This window comes from Nocardiopsis alborubida, from assembly GCF_012396365.1.
Classification (GTDB): Bacteria; Actinomycetota; Actinomycetes; order Streptosporangiales; family Streptosporangiaceae; genus Nocardiopsis; species Nocardiopsis alborubida.
The window spans coordinates 134,110-150,468 of the sequence record NZ_JAAXPG010000007.1 but is presented as its reverse complement, the minus strand read 5'-3'; the positions used below and the strand labels follow the sequence as shown (position 1 = coordinate 150,468).

The 16,359-nt window shown below is 74.5% G+C and carries 16 protein-coding genes; 6 read left to right on the top strand and 10 right to left on the bottom strand.

Features of this window, described 5'->3' with window-relative positions:
• Positions 1-54: 54 nt before the first annotated feature.
• Positions 55-471, top strand: a complete 417-nt coding sequence (locus HGB44_RS09590) for a hypothetical protein (RefSeq protein ID WP_061079785.1) — start codon at positions 55-57, stop codon at positions 469-471.
• Here the strand turns inward: HGB44_RS09590 and HGB44_RS09585 are convergent.
• From HGB44_RS09585 to HGB44_RS09575, 3 genes are read right to left on the bottom strand one after another with little or no spacing between them, the layout of a single operon-like run.
• Positions 458-1,429, bottom strand: a complete 972-nt coding sequence (locus HGB44_RS09585) for a DUF4097 family beta strand repeat-containing protein (protein WP_061079784.1) — start codon at positions 1,427-1,429, stop codon at positions 458-460. The two genes, HGB44_RS09590 and HGB44_RS09585, sit on opposite strands and share 14 nt — an antisense overlap.
• Positions 1,430-1,475: 46 nt before the next feature.
• Positions 1,476-2,180, bottom strand: a complete 705-nt coding sequence (locus HGB44_RS09580; protein WP_061079783.1) for a response regulator transcription factor — start codon at positions 2,178-2,180, stop codon at positions 1,476-1,478.
• On the bottom strand, positions 2,177-3,496 hold the full coding sequence (locus tag HGB44_RS09575; RefSeq protein ID WP_061079823.1) for a sensor histidine kinase: 1,320 nt from the start codon (positions 3,494-3,496) through the stop codon (positions 2,177-2,179). The genes HGB44_RS09580 and HGB44_RS09575 overlap by 4 nt, the downstream gene beginning before the upstream one ends.
• Before the next feature lie 191 nt (positions 3,497-3,687).
• Between HGB44_RS09575 and HGB44_RS09570 the strand changes: the two genes are divergently transcribed.
• Positions 3,688-4,428, top strand: coding sequence for a (2Fe-2S)-binding protein (locus HGB44_RS09570; RefSeq protein WP_061079782.1), 741 nt, complete (start codon positions 3,688-3,690; stop codon positions 4,426-4,428).
• Positions 4,429-4,544: 116 nt separating this feature from the next.
• On the opposite strand, the gene HGB44_RS09565 is transcribed toward HGB44_RS09570, so the two are convergent.
• The 4 genes from HGB44_RS09565 to HGB44_RS09550 form a co-directional block, all read right to left on the bottom strand.
• The gene (locus HGB44_RS09565; RefSeq protein ID WP_231972367.1) at positions 4,545-6,014 is read right to left on the bottom strand and encodes an MFS transporter; all 1,470 of its coding nucleotides are present in this window, start codon (positions 6,012-6,014) and stop codon (positions 4,545-4,547) included.
• A 250-nt stretch (positions 6,015-6,264) separates the two neighbouring features.
• Positions 6,265-7,008, bottom strand: a complete 744-nt coding sequence (locus HGB44_RS09560) for a response regulator transcription factor (protein ID WP_082768282.1) — start codon at positions 7,006-7,008, stop codon at positions 6,265-6,267.
• Positions 7,005-8,156 carry a sensor histidine kinase gene (locus HGB44_RS09555; RefSeq protein WP_061079780.1) on the bottom strand — a complete coding sequence of 384 codons (1,152 nt, stop codon included), beginning with the start codon at positions 8,154-8,156 and terminating at the stop codon, positions 7,005-7,007. The genes HGB44_RS09560 and HGB44_RS09555 overlap by 4 nt, the downstream gene beginning before the upstream one ends.
• 26 nt (positions 8,157-8,182) lie before the next feature.
• Complete coding sequence (locus HGB44_RS09550; protein ID WP_061079779.1) at positions 8,183-8,962, bottom strand: hypothetical protein; 780 nt, start codon at positions 8,960-8,962, stop codon at positions 8,183-8,185.
• Between the two features lie 183 nt (positions 8,963-9,145).
• On the opposite strand from HGB44_RS09550, the gene HGB44_RS09545 reads away from it, so the two are divergent.
• Positions 9,146-9,901 carry an SAM-dependent methyltransferase gene (locus tag HGB44_RS09545; protein ID WP_061079778.1) on the top strand — a complete coding sequence of 252 codons (756 nt, stop codon included), beginning with the start codon at positions 9,146-9,148 and terminating at the stop codon, positions 9,899-9,901.
• Between the two features lie 54 nt (positions 9,902-9,955).
• Here the strand turns inward: HGB44_RS09545 and HGB44_RS09540 are convergent, their stop codons facing one another.
• Positions 9,956-10,438, bottom strand: coding sequence for a VOC family protein (locus HGB44_RS09540; RefSeq protein ID WP_061079777.1), 483 nt, complete (start codon positions 10,436-10,438; stop codon positions 9,956-9,958).
• Positions 10,439-10,721: 283 nt separating this feature from the next.
• Here HGB44_RS09540 and HGB44_RS09535 point away from each other — a divergent pair, with 283 nt between their 5' ends.
• A complete protein-coding gene (locus tag HGB44_RS09535) occupies positions 10,722-11,519 on the top strand; it encodes a class I SAM-dependent methyltransferase (RefSeq protein ID WP_061079776.1) in 798 nt (265 codons plus the stop codon).
• A gap of 158 nt (positions 11,520-11,677) precedes the next feature.
• Positions 11,678-12,085: a MarR family winged helix-turn-helix transcriptional regulator gene (locus tag HGB44_RS09530; RefSeq protein ID WP_061079775.1), complete on the top strand. Its 408-nt coding sequence runs from the start codon at positions 11,678-11,680 to the stop codon at positions 12,083-12,085.
• A gap of 36 nt (positions 12,086-12,121) precedes the next feature.
• Here the strand turns inward: HGB44_RS09530 and HGB44_RS09525 are convergent, their stop codons facing one another.
• Positions 12,122-12,694 carry a GNAT family N-acetyltransferase gene (locus HGB44_RS09525; protein ID WP_061079774.1) on the bottom strand — a complete coding sequence of 191 codons (573 nt, stop codon included), beginning with the start codon at positions 12,692-12,694 and terminating at the stop codon, positions 12,122-12,124.
• A 302-nt stretch (positions 12,695-12,996) separates the two neighbouring features.
• On the opposite strand from HGB44_RS09525, the gene HGB44_RS09520 reads away from it, so the two are divergent.
• Positions 12,997-13,449: an iron chaperone gene (locus HGB44_RS09520; protein ID WP_061079773.1), complete on the top strand. Its 453-nt coding sequence runs from the start codon at positions 12,997-12,999 to the stop codon at positions 13,447-13,449.
• A 25-nt stretch (positions 13,450-13,474) separates the two neighbouring features.
• Here HGB44_RS09520 and HGB44_RS09515 read toward each other — a convergent pair whose 3' ends face one another.
• The gene (locus HGB44_RS09515; protein ID WP_210751421.1) at positions 13,475-16,270 is read right to left on the bottom strand and encodes an ATP-binding protein; all 2,796 of its coding nucleotides are present in this window, start codon (positions 16,268-16,270) and stop codon (positions 13,475-13,477) included.
• Positions 16,271-16,359: the final 89 nt, after the last annotated feature.

Genomic DNA, 16,359 nt, shown 5'->3' with positions numbered 1-16,359 from the left:
TACGGTGGCCAGGAGACGGGCGAGGGCGCCCGCAGGCCACGAACGGAGGGGGATATGTCGGACAACCCAGGCACTCTCGCCCAGAGGCTCGGGGTGCGCCCCGGCGACCGGTTGCTCGTCCTCAACGCCCCCGAGCGCTACCTGCGGCTGCTGGAGCCGCCCTCCGACATCCACATCGACCTGGGTCCCATCGAGGGCGCCGTCTACGACGACGTGCACCTGTTCGCCCTGGACCGGGGCACCGTGGGCCGCGAGGCGCCCCGCGTCCTGGACGTGGTGGGGCCGCACACCCGACTGTGGGCGTGCTATCCCCGGCGCGGCGGCACCATCATCACCGACCTGGCCGCGGACCGGGGCTGGGACCCGATCCTGGACTCGGGGTGGCGCGGTACCGCCCAGGTGCCGATCGACTCGGACTGGGCGGCACTGCGCTTCGAGCGCGCCGGAGCGGGTCGTCCTAACCCGTCGTGACGCTCAGGGTGCCGCTGACGGTGTCGGCCTGGATGCGGGCGTCCGCCTCCGAAGAGGTCTCCACGTCCACATGGCGTTGCCCGGACGCGGAATCCCCGGTGACCTCGTAGACGCCCTCGGGCACCCGCACGTCGATACCGCCGCTGACGCTCTCCAGGCTCAGCAGGTCGAAGGCGTCGTCGGTGACGACCCCGATGCCCCCCGATACCGTGGAGACCTGCGCCTCGGCGAAGCCCCCGCCCACCTGGACGCCCCCGCTGGTGGACTCGGCCACGACCGTCCGCGCGCTGAACCCGGACACGTCCACGTCACCGGACGTGCTCGTGGCCTGGAGGTTCTCACCCGTCCCCTCGGCGGTGATCCGACCGCTGACGGTCTCCGCGACCAGGGAACCCTCCACCCCGGTCACGTCGACCGTGCCGCCGATGGACTCGGCGGTGACGTCGCCGCTGTTGCCGTCCACCCTCACCTCGCCGCTGACGCTGCCCAGTTCCAGCTCGCCGTCGACGTTCTCCACGCTGATCCGGCCGCTGACCGTCTCCACGGTCACCGCGGTCCCCACCGGGACCGTGACCTCGTAGTCGATCCGGCAGCCGTCGAAGAACGGCAGGCCCAGGCAGCGGGCCTCCACCTGGAGGGCGCCGTCGTCCTCCTCGATGCCCTCCTCCGGTTCGGTGAGAGGGGTGCCGCGCAGGGTGCGGTCCACCTGCACACGCTCGGAACCGCCGGTGAGGACGACGTCGCCGCCGGTCTCGTTCTCGATCTCCACGGCCTGGGGCGCGTCGTAGGCGTCGCTGCGGCTGCCGCGGTCCACGCCGACGTTGCCCAGGACCGAGACGGCGGTCGCCACCACCACTCCCAGCACCAGCACCGCGCCCAGGAGCAGCCACGGGCCCACGCGGAACCCGCGCGGCTCCTTGCTCGACGAGGCGTACAGGCCCCGTGCCTTGAATGTCACTGTTCTTCCTTCCTTGCTGGGCTCTCGCCCCCTCTGATGTCCGCGGTCAGTCCCGGTCCGCGCCGCGCAGGTAGCGCAGCACGGCCTGCACCCTGCGGTGGTCGTGGTCGTCGTGGCCCAGGTCGAGCTTGGTGAAGATCGAGCGGATGTGCTTCTCCACGGCGCGTTCGGTGACGGTCAGCCGCGAGGCCACGCCCGCGTTGTTCAGCCCCTGCGCCATGAGCTCCAGCACCTCGGTCTCACGGGGGGTGAGCCGCGTCAGGGCGTTGTCCCGTCGGCGGCTGAGCAGCTGCGAGACCACCTCCGGGTCGATGGCGGCGCCTCCCCCGGCGACCCGGCGCAGCACCGACAGGAACTCGTCGATGTCGGCGACGCGGTCCTTGAGCAGGTAACCGACCTTGCTGGCCCCGCTGCCGAGCAGGTCGGCGGCGTAGCGGCTGACCACGTGCTGGGACAGCAGCAGGACCGCCACCTCCGGGTACTTCTGGCGGATGGCGATACCCGCCTGGATGCCCTCCTCGGAGTAGGTGGGCGGCATGCGGATGTCGACCAGGCACAGGTCCACGTCGGGGTGCTCCTCCACCGCCCGCATCAGCGCGTCGGCGTCGCCGACCTGCTCGACGATCTCCACCCCGGCGTCCTCCAGCAGACGGGCCATCCCGCTGCGCAGCAGCACCGAGTCCTCGGCGATGACCACCCTGGGCCCCCTCTCCTCAGGCTGGACGGGGTTCGCACCGGTGTACACGGTCATGCCTCCCAGGGGATGTCGGCGGTCAGGACGGTGCCCTCACCGGCCGGGCTGTGGATGGTCAGGACGCCGTCGACCGCGTCCACGCGGTCCAACAGGCCGTTCAGGCCCGTGCCCGCCCCGAGCTCGGCCCCTCCGGAGCCGTCGTCGGTGACGGTGAGCCGCAGCAGGTCGCCGCCGTTTCGGGCGGGGCGCGCCACCCGCTCCGCGGCCACGGTGACCCCGGTGGCGCCGGAGTGCTTGGCGACGTTGGCGAGCGCCTCGCAGGCCACGTAGTAGGCCACGCCCTCGGCGCGCGGGGAGGGGCGCTCCTCGAACTCGACGTCCACCCGCACGGGAACCGGGGCGCGTCCGGCGGCCACGGGCAGGGCCGCGCCCAGCCCGTGGTCGGTCAGGACCCGGGGGTGGAGCCCGCGCGCCACCTGGCGCAGCTCGTCCATGACCTCCCGGGACTCGCGCTGGGCCTCGGTGATCAGTTCCAGGGCCGTGTCGGGGTCGGTGGCCACGCGCGAGCGCGCCCGGGTCAGGGTCATGGTCAGGGCGAGCAGGCGCTGCTGGGCGCCGTCGTGCAGATCGCGTTCGATGCGGCGGCGCTCTGCCTCGGCGGCGTCGACCATGCGCAGGCGGCTGTCCTGGACGTGGAGCAGGCGGCGGCGGATGCGCACCTCGGGCGCCTCGAACAGCAGCCTGCGGTGCAACAGGACCTCGGTGGCGACCATGTAGGGGGCCAGGCGCAGCCCGACGAGGGCGCACAGCGGTCCGAACACGACCAGGACCAGGGGGCCGACCAGGTCCCCGGGAGAGCCCATCACCAGCACGAACACGATGCCGAGCAGGGCGCCCACGACCGACGCCCCGCCGCACACCACCAGCGCCACCACCACGCCCCCGGCCAGCAGGCCGTGGAACCCGGCGACGGTGCTGTAGACGACCGCCGACCAGGCGTCGCGGCCGAACACGAACCGCCAGGTGCGCACGAACGGCTTGTCGTGGGCCAGGGGGTCGGGCGGGCTGGTCTCCACGATCCCGAACACGGTGTCCAGCCGGTTGCGCTGGACCCGGCAGGACAGGCGGGCCGACAGGGTCGCCAGGGCCGGGAGGCCGACCAGGAAGGAGAGCGAGTCCGGGAGCATCCGGCCGGGGACCAGTCGGGACACCTCGGGCAGCCAGGGGCCGGAGACGGCGAAGCCGGCCCAGGTGGCCGAGACGACCAGCATGGACGCGGGCACCAGGTAGCACAGGGCCAGGGCCAGCGAGGTCATCAGGTGCAGGACCTCGACCACGCGCACGCGCCAGCCTGACCCGTAGGCTTCGGCCACGCGGGGCAGACCGGAGAGGGCGGTGAGGATCCCCCCTCTCCCGCCGTTCCTGGCGCTGGCGCGCGTGCTCTGACCGGTCACGCAACCAATCTAGATTCGGCGGCCGGAAGGCACGAACCCATCAGCACGTGGAGTGCCGGTGGTGCTGGCACCACTCGGAGCGGCCGGGCGGGAGAAGGACGGGTGCGGGGATGGACGGAACGGGAACGACGGCGGTGCGGCCGGTCCTGGCGGAGGTCGGCCGGATCAACATGATGTTCGCCGTGGAGACGGCCCCTCCCGGCCCGGGGTGGCTGCCGCTGGGAGGCCGCGAGGCGCTGGCGTCCCGCGTCCTCGCGGCCGAGGTGGAGCGTGTGCGCGAGCGCCTGGCGGAGTTGGCGGGCCAGCCGGACGCGGTGGTGGAGTGGCGGGTGGCGGCGTCGGTGTTCCAGCAGGGGCTGGCGACACGGCTGCTGTCGCCGGTGCTGGCGGCCGGGCTGTGCCACGGGGTGCTGGTGGACGCGGCGCGCTTCCACTGGGACCCGCGCCGGGAGGGACCGGTGGTGCTGCGCACCTCGCAGGACGGGGCCGCGGCGGCGACCGGCGGGACGGCGGAACTGGCCGACTGGGTCGAGCGCACGGTGGTCCTCGGCGTCCTGGCGCGCGCGGCACGGGGACTGGCGGGGGTGGGCGGGGTGGCGCCGGGGCTGCTGCGGGGCAACACCGCCGCCGCCCTGGCCGGGGCCGTGCGCGCCCTGGGCGCGGACCGGTCCGCGGTGCGCGCGCGGGCCGAGGAGGTGGCCGCGGACCTGCTGGGGCGTCCGTCCCTGGCCGGGACCGGCGGTTACACGGGGGTGGACGCCTCGGGGCTGGGGGTGTTCCGGCGCACCACGTGCTGTCTGTACTACCGGCTCCCGGGCGCGGGGTACTGCGGGGACTGCGCGTTGCGGTGAGACGCTGCTGGGTTTTCGCGTGAGGGGGCGGGCCGGTGAGCCTCAGGGACCCGCTGGACAGGGCCTCCGGGGCCGACGCGGACGCGTGCGGCGGCCCCGGAGGGCGGTGGTGCCGGTCAGGCGCGGACGGACCGCCAGGCGGACAGGGCGACACCGGCGGTGGCGAGCAGGACGCCGACGGTCGCCCAGGTGAAGGCGGTGCGGTAGCCCTCGACGGAGGCGGCGACGTCTCCGGAGGCGCCCGCGGCGACGGCCGCTCCGACGAGGACGGCCATGCCGGTGGCCCCGCCGAGCTGGTCGACCGAGCGCTGGACACCGGAGGCGACCCCCGCGTCCGCCTCGGTCACCCCGTGCAGGGCGGCGTTCTGCAGGGCGATCAGGCCGATGCCCATGCCGACGCCGACCAGGAGCATGCCGGGCATGGCGTCGGTCCACAGACTGCCGTCCACCGGCAGCCGCGACAGCCACGCGGTTCCGGACGCGGCCGACAGCAGGCCCGCGATCGCCGCCCCGGACAGGCCCAGGGCGCCGATGACCCGGCCGACCACGGTCGCCGAGACCAGGATCGCCGCGCAGAACGGCACGTACGCCAGCCCCGCCTGCATGGGGCTCATCCCCAGCACGTGCTGGAGGTAGAGCGTCACCAACAGGAAGGATGTCGACAGCGCCGCGCTGAGCAGCACCGTCGCCCCGTTGGCGACCAGCCTGGTGCGGTCGGCGAAGAAGGACAGCGGCACCAGCGGGTTGCGCGACCTGGCCTCGACCAGGACGAACAGCCCGATCGCCGCGGCGCCCGCGAGCACGGGGACGTACACCCGCGGCTCCGTCCAGGGGTGCTCCGCCGCCTGGAGCACCCCGTGCACCAGGGCCAGCGGACCGGTCGTCAGCAGCAGCCCGCCCAGGACGTCGGGACGGCGCCGTGCGGCACCGGTCGCGTCGGCCGTGGCCCGGCCCTCCGGTACCGCGCCGCGAACGCGGTCGGGCGCGACCAGCAGCGGGACCGCGACCAGGACCACGGCGACCACGGGGAGGTTGACCAGGAAGATCCACCGCCAGTGCAGCAGCTCGGTGATCACGCCGGACAGCAGCACCCCGCCCACCAGGCCGGAGCTGGAGATGGCGCCCCAGACACCGAGGGCCCTGGCGCGCTCCCGGGGGGCCGGGAAGAGCATGGCGATCAGCGACATCGCCGCAGGGGAGGCCAGCGCCTCACCGGCCCCCTGCCCGAAGCGGGCGGCCAGGAGCCAGGGCAGGTCCGGCGCCGCGCCCGCGACGAGCGAGGCCGCGCCGAACAGGGCGGCGCCCAGGAGCAGCATGCGCCGCCGCCCCAGCAGGTCGCAGACGCGCCCGCCGAGCAGCAGCAGGCCGCCGCCGACCAGCGTGTAACCGGCGACGACCCAGGTCAGGCCCTGCGGCCCGGCGTCCAGGTCGGCACCGATGGAGGGCAGGGCGATGTTGACGACCGTGACGTCCACGGCGATGAGGAACTGGAGCATCGACACCGCCGCGAGCGCCCACCAGCGGCGGGCAGCGGTGAGGCGCTCCCGGCGGCCTGGGCGCGCCTCGGGAGTTCGGAAGGAGTTCATGTGTGATGGCCGATCGGGTCGGACCCGCGTCGAGGCGGGCCGGGAAACGGAAGGGAAACCGTTTCGCCCGCGCGGTACGCCAAGCAGGCCCCGCCCGTCCTCCCAGGACGGGGCGCGGCGCTCGGCGGGCGCGGACGCCCGCCTACTCCGTGACTGCGACTGCCATCATGCGCGGCAGTCTAGACCCTGCCGCCGGGTCGGCGCACCCGAAATACCCGGCCGCTCCGTGAGCCGCCCCGGACCGGAGCTCTCAGCACGGTTCCTCGTCGCGGGGCTTCCCCGGCCCGCGGCGGCGGTCGCCCACCAGACCCGTCTCGTAGGCGGTGATCACCAGCTGCGCGCGGTCGCGCGCCGCGAGCTTGGCCCGCAGCCGCCCGATGTGCGTCTTGACCGTGGCCAGGCTCAGATGCAGGTGCTCGGCCAGTTCGGTGTTGGACAGGCCGCGGGCGATCAGCCCGAGGACCTCCAGCTCGCGGTCCGTGACGCCGTCGAGGGCGCGGGCCGGAGGGCGTCCCGACTCGGGGCGGCGCGTGAACTCGGAGATGAGCCGCCGGGTGACCGAGGGGGCCAGCAGGGCGTCCCCCGCGGCGACGACGGTGATGGCGTCCAGGACCCGCGACGGCGGCGTGTCCTTCAACAGGAAGCCCGCCGCGCCCGCGCGGAGGGCGGCGTAGACGTACTCGTCCAGGTCGAAGGTGGTGAGGATGAGGACGCGGACGCCCGCCGTCGCGGGGTCGGCGCAGATACGGCGGGTGGCCTCGATGCCGTCCAGCCCGGGCATGCGGATGTCCATGAGGACGACGTCGGGCTGTGCGCGGCGGGCGAGCTCCACGGCCTCGGCTCCGTCGGCGGCCTCGCCGACGGCGCTCAGCCCGGGGGTGTGGTCGACCAGGACGCGGAAGCTGCCGCGGACCATCGCCTGGTCGTCGGCGACGAGCACACGCGTGGCCCCGGTGCCCTCTCCGGCCCCCGTCGCCCGCGTCGGTCGGGTCACGGCGTGCTCTCCTGCCCGGTCGGCAGTCGTACGGCCACCGCGAAACCACCCTCCGGACGGGGGCCCGCGGTGAAACCGCCCCCGCACATCATCGCCCGTTCCCGCATGCCCAGGAGGCCGTGCCCGCCCCCCGTCGGCCCCCCGGACGGGCGAGGGGAGCCTTCCGGGGGCCCCTCGTCGACCACCTCGATGTCGACCGCCGCGCCGTCCGAGGCGACGGTCACCTCACACCGGGTCGGAGCCGCGTGCCGGATCGCGTTGGTCAGGGCCTCCTGCACGATCCGGTACACCATCAGGCGCGTGCCCTCCGGAACGTCCCGCATGCCGCGGACCGTCAGGCGCACGTCGACCCCGGCCCCGCGGGCGTCCCGCGCGAGTCCGTCGAGACCGTCCAGGCCCGGCGCCGGGGCCAGCGGGGCCTGTTCGGTGCGCAGCACCCCCAGGGCGCGGCGCATCTCCGTCAGAGCGGCCCTGCTGGTCTCCTCGATGTCCCTGAGCGCGCCCCGGGCCTCGCGCGGGTCGGCCTCCGCCACGTGGGCTGCCACGCCCGCTCTGACGGCGATCAGACCGAGGTTGTGCGAGACGACGTCGTGCAGGTCGCGGGCGATGCGCAGCCGTTCCCCGGTCAGCGCCCGCTCGGCCCGCCGCCGCTCCTCGGCCCGGTGGGAGCGCACGGCGGAGCCCGCCGCCCAGGCGCCGCCGACCACCAGCACCACCAGGGAGGCCAGGCCGACCGCGTCCTGCCGGTCCCCCGCCGGGGTGATGACCGCCTCCCCGGCGTACACCCCGGCGGCGGCCGTCGTCAGCGCGGCGACCAGGGCCGGGACCGAACGGCGGGCCGGCTCGGCCAGGCCCACCAGGTAGGCGGCCAGAGCCGCCGCGGTGTAGGGCTCCCTGGTCAGGTCCAGGAGGGTGGCGGCGGTGAGGGCGGCCAGTACCGTGCCCAGCACGGGCAGCGGCCAGCGGCGGCGGACCGCGACGGGCAGGCCCACGGCCGCGGCGACGGCCCAGAGGAGCCAGGCCGGGCCGTCGTAGGCCGGTTGCCCGTCAGCCGGGGACAGGTGCGCGAATCCGGCGTAGACCGCGGTCAGGACGAGGGCCGCCGCCAGGTCGGCGGCGTACGCGTGGCGGCTGGTGATGCGGTGCATCGCCCGACAGTATCGGCCCACCCCTCTCAGCCCGCCTGCCCGAAAGCGAACATCAGCCCCAGGGCGCCCAGCGTCACCAGGACCCAGAGCGCCACCGCTGAGCGGCGGGGCCGCGGTCCCTCACGCAGCAGAGCCAGCCCCAGCGGCAGCAGGGCGACGGCCAGGCCGGCCAGGGCCACCAGCGACCACGGTGTGGTGCCCTTCAGCACGCCCAGCGGCAGGGCCGCCGTCAGCGCGAGGGCGAACGCGCGGACCGGGCCCAGCACCCGTGTGCGCCAGGCGCCGAGCGCGAGCACGACCCAGCCGGACAGGACGGCGAGGTTCAGGACGGACAGGGCCTGGAAGGCCCCGTAGGTGTCGGAGACGATCCGCGTGGCGGTCGCGGCGCCCTCGGCGCCGACCAGCCGGAAGGCCATGTGGTCCGCTCCGGCGTGGAAGGTACGGGCGAACAGGCCGGACATCGCCAGCAGCCCGCCCCACAGCCCCCAACCCGGACCGCGTGCGCCGACGCGGGCGGCGAGCACGGCCACGGCGGGCCACAGCAGCAGGTTGCCGACCGCGAAGAGGGCGTACGCGGTGGTCATCAGGCCGGGGTGTCGCTCGTACGCGGCGAGCTGCCCGGGAAAGAAGAAGTCGAAGCGGACGCGCAGCAGGGCCCCGGCCAGCATCAGCAGGGGTCCCAGAACCATGGCGGCGCCGCCCACCCAGCGGCCGGGGAAGACGTCGGCGCGTTCCGCGGGGAGTACGCGGCCCGGGCCGCTCGCGGCGTGCGGGGTGCCGGGGGTGGTGCGTGGTGGAGGGGTCATGCCCCGACGATGCCCCGCGGGGCCCCTCCCCGGCGTCGGACCGGGGTCTGGATCCTGGCGTCAGACCCGGGTATGACCGGCGGGTCCGGCGCCCCGGCGTGCCGACAGGGTCCTTGCGGGGCGGGCGGCCCCGCGCTCCGAAAACGGCTGGACGGGCGGTGGCGTCCGAGCCAGAGTGACTGGATGACCACACCAGCCCTGCCTCCCCTGTTCCGCGACGCCGACTTCAACGGTCCGCTCTCCGACGCCCACGCCGCCAGGCTCATCCGGGACCTGGACTCCCTGGAGGGCAGGCGGATCGTCGACATCGGCTGCGGCTGGGCCGAACTGCTGCTGCGCGCCCTGGCCAGCGAACCGACCGCCACCGGGTTCGGTATCGACCTCGGTGAGGAGGCCGTGGAGCACGGGCGCGCCAACGCCCGGGCCCGCGGACTGGCGGACCGCGTCGAACTCGCGGTCGGCGACGCGGGCGCCTGGTCCGGTACGCACGCGGACGTGGTGGTCAACAACGGCGCCAGCCACGTGTGGGGCGGCGACCCGGTGACGCACACCGTCAACGCGCTGGAGGCGGTCGCCGACCTGCTCCGACCCGGCGGCCGGTTCCTGTTCGGCGAGTGCTTCTGGCTGCGCGAGCCGACGCCCACGGAACTGGAGGCCATGACCGGCATCCCCCGTGCCCAGTACCGGTCGCTGCCCGACCTGGTGGACCTCGCCCTCTCCCACGGCTTCCGGCTGCGGGCGCTGTCGCAGGCCACCCTGGAGGAGTGGGACGACTTCGAGTCCCGGCACTCCCGGGGGTGGGAGGAGTGGTTGGAGCGCAACCCCGACTCCCCCGACACCGACGAGGTCCGGTCCAGGGCGGACCGGCACCGGAACTTCTGGCTGCGCGGCACCCGCGAGACGATCGGCTTCGCCTACCTGTCCCTCGTCCGGGTCTGATCCCGGACGCGGCCGTCCGCGCCGCCGTCTCCCGGCGCGAACGGCCGCCGCGGGTCAGGCCGCGTCCGCGGCCCGACGGATCTCGGGCAGGTCGATCCGGCCCATCTTGAGCATGGCCTGCATGGCGCGCCCGGCCCGGCCGGGGTCGGGGTCGGCCAGCAGGTCGTCCAGTTCGGCCGGGAAGACCTGCCAGGAGAAGCCGAAGCGGTCCCTGAGCCAGCCGCACTGGCCCTCCTCGCCGCCCTCGCTGAGCTTCGCCCAGTAGTGGTCGGACTCCTCCTGGCTGTCGCAGATCACCTGGAGGGAGACCGCCTCGGAGAAGGTGAACTCCGGGCCGCCGTTGAGCGCGGTGATCTGCTGGCCGTCGATCTCGAAGTCCACGGTCAGCACCATGTCCGCGGGCCGGGGCCCCTCGGGGCCGAAGTGCCGGACCCGCAGGATGCGCGAGTTGTCGAACAGGCCCACGTAGAAGCGGGCCGCCTCCTCGGCGCGGGTGTCGAACCACAGGCAGGGAGCGATCTTGTTGATCCTGGTCATGGTCTGGTCCTCTCCGTGTACGGCGCGGTCCTGCGCGCGCCCGCCCTACCCGTGATGACGCGTCCGGGCGGCGGAACTCATCGGCCCCGGCGAGGTTTTTCCCAGGAGTTCCGTCTCTCTCGCCCGACCGTGCGCAGCCGTTCCCGCGGCTTCGGGAGAACCGCCTCCCAACAGGGGCACCCCATCCCCATCTCGCATGATGAGAATGAGATCTCAACCACAGAGATGTCGATGTAGGGTCCGAGGTGTTCGCTCCAGACTGCGACCCACGAGAGGACGTTCCATGACGCGCTACACCCACGGCCAGCACCCGACGGTCACCGACTCCTACCGCTGGCGCGACGCGGAGAACTCCGCCGCCTACGCCCTCGACCAGATGGTCCCCGGCCGCTCGCTGCTGGACGTGGGCTGCGGCCCGGGCAGCATCACCGCCGACCTCGCCCGCAGGGTCGCCCCCGGGCGGGTCACCGCCGTGGACGCCTCGGCCGAGGCCGTCGACATGGCCCGTGCCAGCGCGCGGGAGGCCGGGGTCGACAACGTCGAGTTCCGGGTCGGCGACGTCCACGACCTGGACCTGCCCGACGACACCTTCGACGTGGTCCACGCCCACCAGGTCCTCCAGCACGTGGCCGACCCGGTCCGGGCCCTGACCGAGATGCGCCGCGTGGCCAGGCCGGGCGGGGTCGTGGCCGCCTGCGACAGCGACTACTCCGCTATGTACTGGTACCCGCGCCTGCCCGAGCTGGACGCGTGGATGGACCTCTACCAGCGCGTCGCGCGCTCCAACGGCGGTGAGCCCGACGCGGGGCGGCGCATGGCCTCCTGGGCCCGCGAGGCCGGGTTCGAGGACGTCACCTACGTGGCCGAGGTGTGGAACCACTCCTCCCCCGAGCGCCGCACCTGGTGGGGAGGTATGTGGTCCAGGCGGATCCTGGAGTCGGACATGGGCCGCCAGGCGGTCGCGGAGGGCCACGCCACCCGGGAGGAGCTGGAGCGCATCTCGGCGGGCTGGACGGCCTGGAGCCAGGACCCCGACGGGGTGTTCGTGGTCCCGCGCGGCGCGATCCTGTGCCGGGCCTGACCCGCCCTGGGGGTTCGGGGTCCGGGTGCGCGCCGTCCGCCGCGCCCGGGCCCCGCGCCGACACCGCTCCCGGTCGTTGGCGGTGCGGCGCGCGGCGATCTATCTTCGACGTATCTCGAAGAGTGGACGCCCGCACAGTCCCCGCTGGAGGGAGCACCATGTCCGACCTGCCGATCGGCTACTGGCTCAAGCACCTGGACCGGCTCATCGAGAACGACCTGGACCGGGTCCTGGCAGCGGAGTCGCTGGGGCGCCGCCACTGGCAGGTGCTCAACTCCCTGCACACCGACCCCGGCACGATCGCCGACCTGGACCGCAGGCTCGCCGCGTTCCTGGACGAGGGTGAGTACAGCGTCACCCCGGTGGTCGAGGAGCTGCGCCAGCGCGGCTGGGTGGAGGGCCTGGTCTCCCTGAACCTCAGTACGGCGGGCGAGTCCGCGCACGAGGCCCTCTTCGCCAGGGTGAGCGACTCCCGCCGCCGTACCTCTCGGGGGATCAGCGACGAGGAGTACCGGACCGCGGTCAACGTGCTGGAGCGGATGTCGGCCAACCTCGAACAGGGGTGACGCGGCCGGGCCCCGGGTCGGCCGCGCCCTCACCGGTCAGGGGGCGGGCAGTTCCCGGGTGAGCTCGACGAAGGCCAGATCAGCACGCTTGGGCAGACCGAAAGTCGTGTCACCGTAGGGGAAGGGCTCGGTCTTGCCGGTGTTGGTGTAGCCGCGCCGTTCGTACCAGGCGATCAGCTCCGGGCGCTGCTTGAGCACCTTCATCCGCATCAGGCCGCAGCCCCACTCGCGCACCGCGGTGTCCTCGGCCTCGGCCAGGACCCGCTTGCCCAGGCCCCCGCCCTGGATGCCGGGCCGTACGGAGAACATGCCGAAGTAGGCGCCGTTGACGCCGCGCTGGAGCTCGCAGCAGGCCACGATCCGCCCCTCGGCCTCGGCGACCAGCACGATCGTGTTGGTGCGCCCCAGCAGTTCGGTCATGCCCTCGGCGTCCACGCGCTGGCCGTCGAGCAGGTCGGCCTCGGTGGTCCAGCCCTCCTTGGAGGAGTCGCCGCGGTAACAGGAGTTGACCAGCTCGACGAGCGCGGGGACGTCATCGGCGACGGCGCTCCTGTAGGCCAGGTCGGTCCAGGGCCCCGAATCCGTCTCACTGCTGGTGGTCACACGCATCTCCCCCGTTGGTTCCGGCCGCTGGCACTCCCAGTATCGGCCACCGGACACAGCGAAGAACACGGGCCCCTGGGGCAAGAGGGACTCAAGGGGCGGCTGGAACACGGAGGCGGAGGAACTCCGCGGGAGGGGAGCCCGGCGCCGTGCGGACGCGGGGGGGCACCACCGACCCCGTGGTCCGTGGTGGTTTCCGTGGTCAGCACGGAGGCGCCGCGCACCCCCGCCGGGAGAGGCTGTGGACACGGAGGTCGACACGGCCGCACACACCGGGCCGGCCGCGGCCCGCAACCGAGGGAGTGACCATGACCAGCACCGCCAACGGCACGTACGAGGGGTTCTCGGCCGAGGAGCGGGCCGCGATGAAGGACCACGCCCGGGAGCAGAAGAAGGCGGCGCGGCGCGCCTCGCGAGCGGAGAAGGCGGCGGAGGCGGAGCGCGACGTGCTCGCCAAGATCGCGGAGATGCGGGACCCGGACCGGGCCATGGCCGAGCGCGTCCACGCCGTCGTCACGGCCAACGCCCCGGCCCTCGCACCGAAGCTCTGGTACGGGATGCCCGCCTACGCGCTGGACGGCAAGGTCGTCTGCCACTTCCAGAGCGCGGCCAAGTTCGGGACGCGCTACGCGACGCTCGGGTTCAGCGACCTGGCCCGGCTGGACGAGGGCACGATGTGGGCGACCGGTTTCGCCCTGACCGAGGTGACGGACGAGACGGAGGCGCGCATCGCCGAGCTGGTGAGGCACGCGGTGAGCTGAGGCGCGGCCACCGGCCCCCGCGCGCTCACCGGCCGGGTACGAGGCCGAGGCCGGTGAGCGCGGCCTCGCCGGCGGCGGTGTGCCCGCCTCCGGCGAGCACCAGCGTGCGCGCCGCCTGGTAGCGGCAACCGGCCGCGTCGAACGCCGCGGCGGCGGCGAGCTGCCCCGCCGGGTCGCCGTCGAGCAGCGCCTCCGCGCGGTCCACCTGGGCGCTGGCGACCGGGTTGCCGGTGACCACGGCCCGGGCGGAGGCGATCCGCTCCCGGGCCCGCGGGTGCCCGGCGAGCACCGCCGCCTCCGCCCTGAGCGCCACGTACCAGTGCAGCCAGACCCAGCACACCCACTTCCACACCCGGGCCGGCTCCGGTTCGACGCGCTCCAGGGCCGACTCCGCGTCCCCGTGGTGGAGCAGGACCATGGTGTCGAAGACCGCGCCGTAGCCCAGGCGGTGGTCGGCCTCGGACCCGGCCCGGTCGACGATCGCGAGCCAGGCCGCCCGTGCGTCGTGGTCGCCGCGCAGGCCGTGGACCATCGCGACCGACGCGGCCGCGGGCCCCAGCGAGCGCGTCCGCGGTCGGCCGTTCTGCTCCCACGCGTCGAGGAACCGCGTGCTGCCGGTGAGCACCCCGTCGACGTCGCCGCTGAACGCGTCCGCCACCAGGAGCCAGGACGTCGCGCTGTGGCCCGCCTCGGCCAGCAGCGGGTGGTCGGCGAGCTGCCTGCCCCACCGGCGGGCCTCCGGCAGCCGGCCCACGCCGAGGGAGGTTCCGGCGGCCATGGCGAGGGCGTCCATCAGCTCGTGCGTACTGGCCGGGGTCGGCGGACGCGAGGCCAGGAGGTCGACCCTGCGCCGGGAGGCGGCCGCACCGGCGAAGGCGTTTCCGGCCCAGCTCTGGGCGCCCGAGAGCGCGTCGAGGGCGGCCGACTCGGCCACCGGATCGCCCGCGCCACGGGCGAGCGCGACCGCCCGCTCGGCGCTCTCGACCGTCTCCTGGGCGGTGTTGTCCGGGTCCCCCTGGACCGCGCCGAACGCATCCGCGACCACCGCCGCCTCGGCCAGCGCGACGGCGGCCCGGGCGGCCGGGGCGTCGTCGGACAGCTCCCGCGCCCGCGCGAGCATGTCCCTCACCTCCTCCCCGGCGGGAAGCCGCGTGAACGAACTGGAGAACCGGTACGCGACGGTGGCGGCGGCCGCCAGGTCGCGGCCCGCGCCCGCGGTGTCCCCGGCCCGGCGGGCGGCGTGCGCGGCGGCGCGGTGCAGGCGGTACATGTCGTCGTCGAGACCGCGGCATCCGGCCACCGCGGCGGCCTGGCGCAGCGCGTCGGCGACGGCGCCGGTGGCGGCGAGCCGCGCCGCCTGCTCGAACCGCTGCTGGGCCTCGCCGAGCAGGGTGCGGGTGAAGGACAGCTCGGCCACGGCACGGGCGAGCCGGTGGGCGTCCGCACGCTGTTCGGGCTGGTCGCAGGCCCAGGTGAGGGCGGCCCGCATGTCCTCCGCCACGGCGTCGAACCGGGCGCGCCAGTCCGCGCCCGCGGTCGCGGTGAGGTCAGCCGCGCCGACCAGGCACCAGTCCAGGTGTCGGGAGCGGACGCGCGTCAGCTCGCCGGTGTCGGCGAGCCGCTCCGCCCCGTACTGGCGGATGGTCTCCAGCGCGTGGTAGCGGGTGCCGGTCGCGGACGGTGTCACGGAGAGCAGGCTGTGCTCGGCGAGTCTGCCGAGCCCGTCGACGACCGCGCTCGGGTCCAGCGGGGCGAACCCGGCGACCTCGGCGGCGGCCTCGGGGGTGAACGGCGCGACGAACACCGACACCCGGCGCAGCAGGGCCCGGTCCTGCGGCTCCAGCAGGTCGTGGCTCCAGTCCAGCACCGCCCGCACCGACCGGTGCCTGTCGTCGGCCCGGGATCCGCCCGTGAGGACCCGAAGCTGGTCGGAGAGCCCGGCGGTGAGGCCGTCCAGTCCCAGCGTCGAGCACCGCGCCGCCGCCAGTTCGATGGCCAGGGCCATGCCGCCGAGCCGTTCGCAGACGGCCACGACATCCTCGCTCGCGGCGGGCCCATGAGGCCAGCCGCCCACGGCCGCCCGGTCCATGAACAGGGCAACCGCGTCCGACTCCTCGCCGCCGTCCCGCGACAGCGGCGGGACCGGCAAAACCCGCTCGAACGGCACCATCAGCCGGGCCCGGCTCGTCACCAGCACCCGCAACCGAGGGCAGGCCACCAGCAGCCGTTCCAGGAACGGGGTCACCCCGTCGCGCACGTGTTCGCAGTTGTCGAGCACCAGCAGGGCCCGGCGGTCCGCCAGCGAGGCTAGGACCGTGTCGTCGATGCCGCTTCCGGGCTGCTCGCCCACGCCCACGGCCGCCGCGACCGCGGCCCCCACGCGGCCCGGCTCGGTGACCGGGACCAGGTCGACGAACCAGACCCCGTCGGCGAAGTCGTCGGCCACGTCCGCCGCCACGGCCAGCGACAGGCGCGTCTTGCCCACCCCGCCCGGGCCGACCACGGTCACCAGCCGGTGCGATGTCACCGCTCCGGCCAGTTCCCCGCGCTCGCGGACCCGGCCGACGAACGATGTCAGCGGCGCGGGCAGGGCGGGCGCCGATCGCCGGTGCTCGGCGCGCGCGGAGGCGGTCGCGTGCCGGGCGAGCGCCCGCCGGTCCGGCAGCGCCAGTTTGCGCAGGAGCGAGGAGACGTGCGACTCGACGGTGCGCACCGACAGGACCAGGCGCGCGGCGATCTCCGCGTTGCTGAGGTGCTCTCCGAGGAGGGCGAGTACTTCGGCTTCCCGAGCCGAAACCACTGGACTGGACACCGAACTCATCTGTTTGTCGGGCGTGGACACCCCGTCCTTCAGGGCGGGAAGGAAACGCCCCCTCCTTTCTGTCGCTTTCTGTTGGACTCGGCTCACGC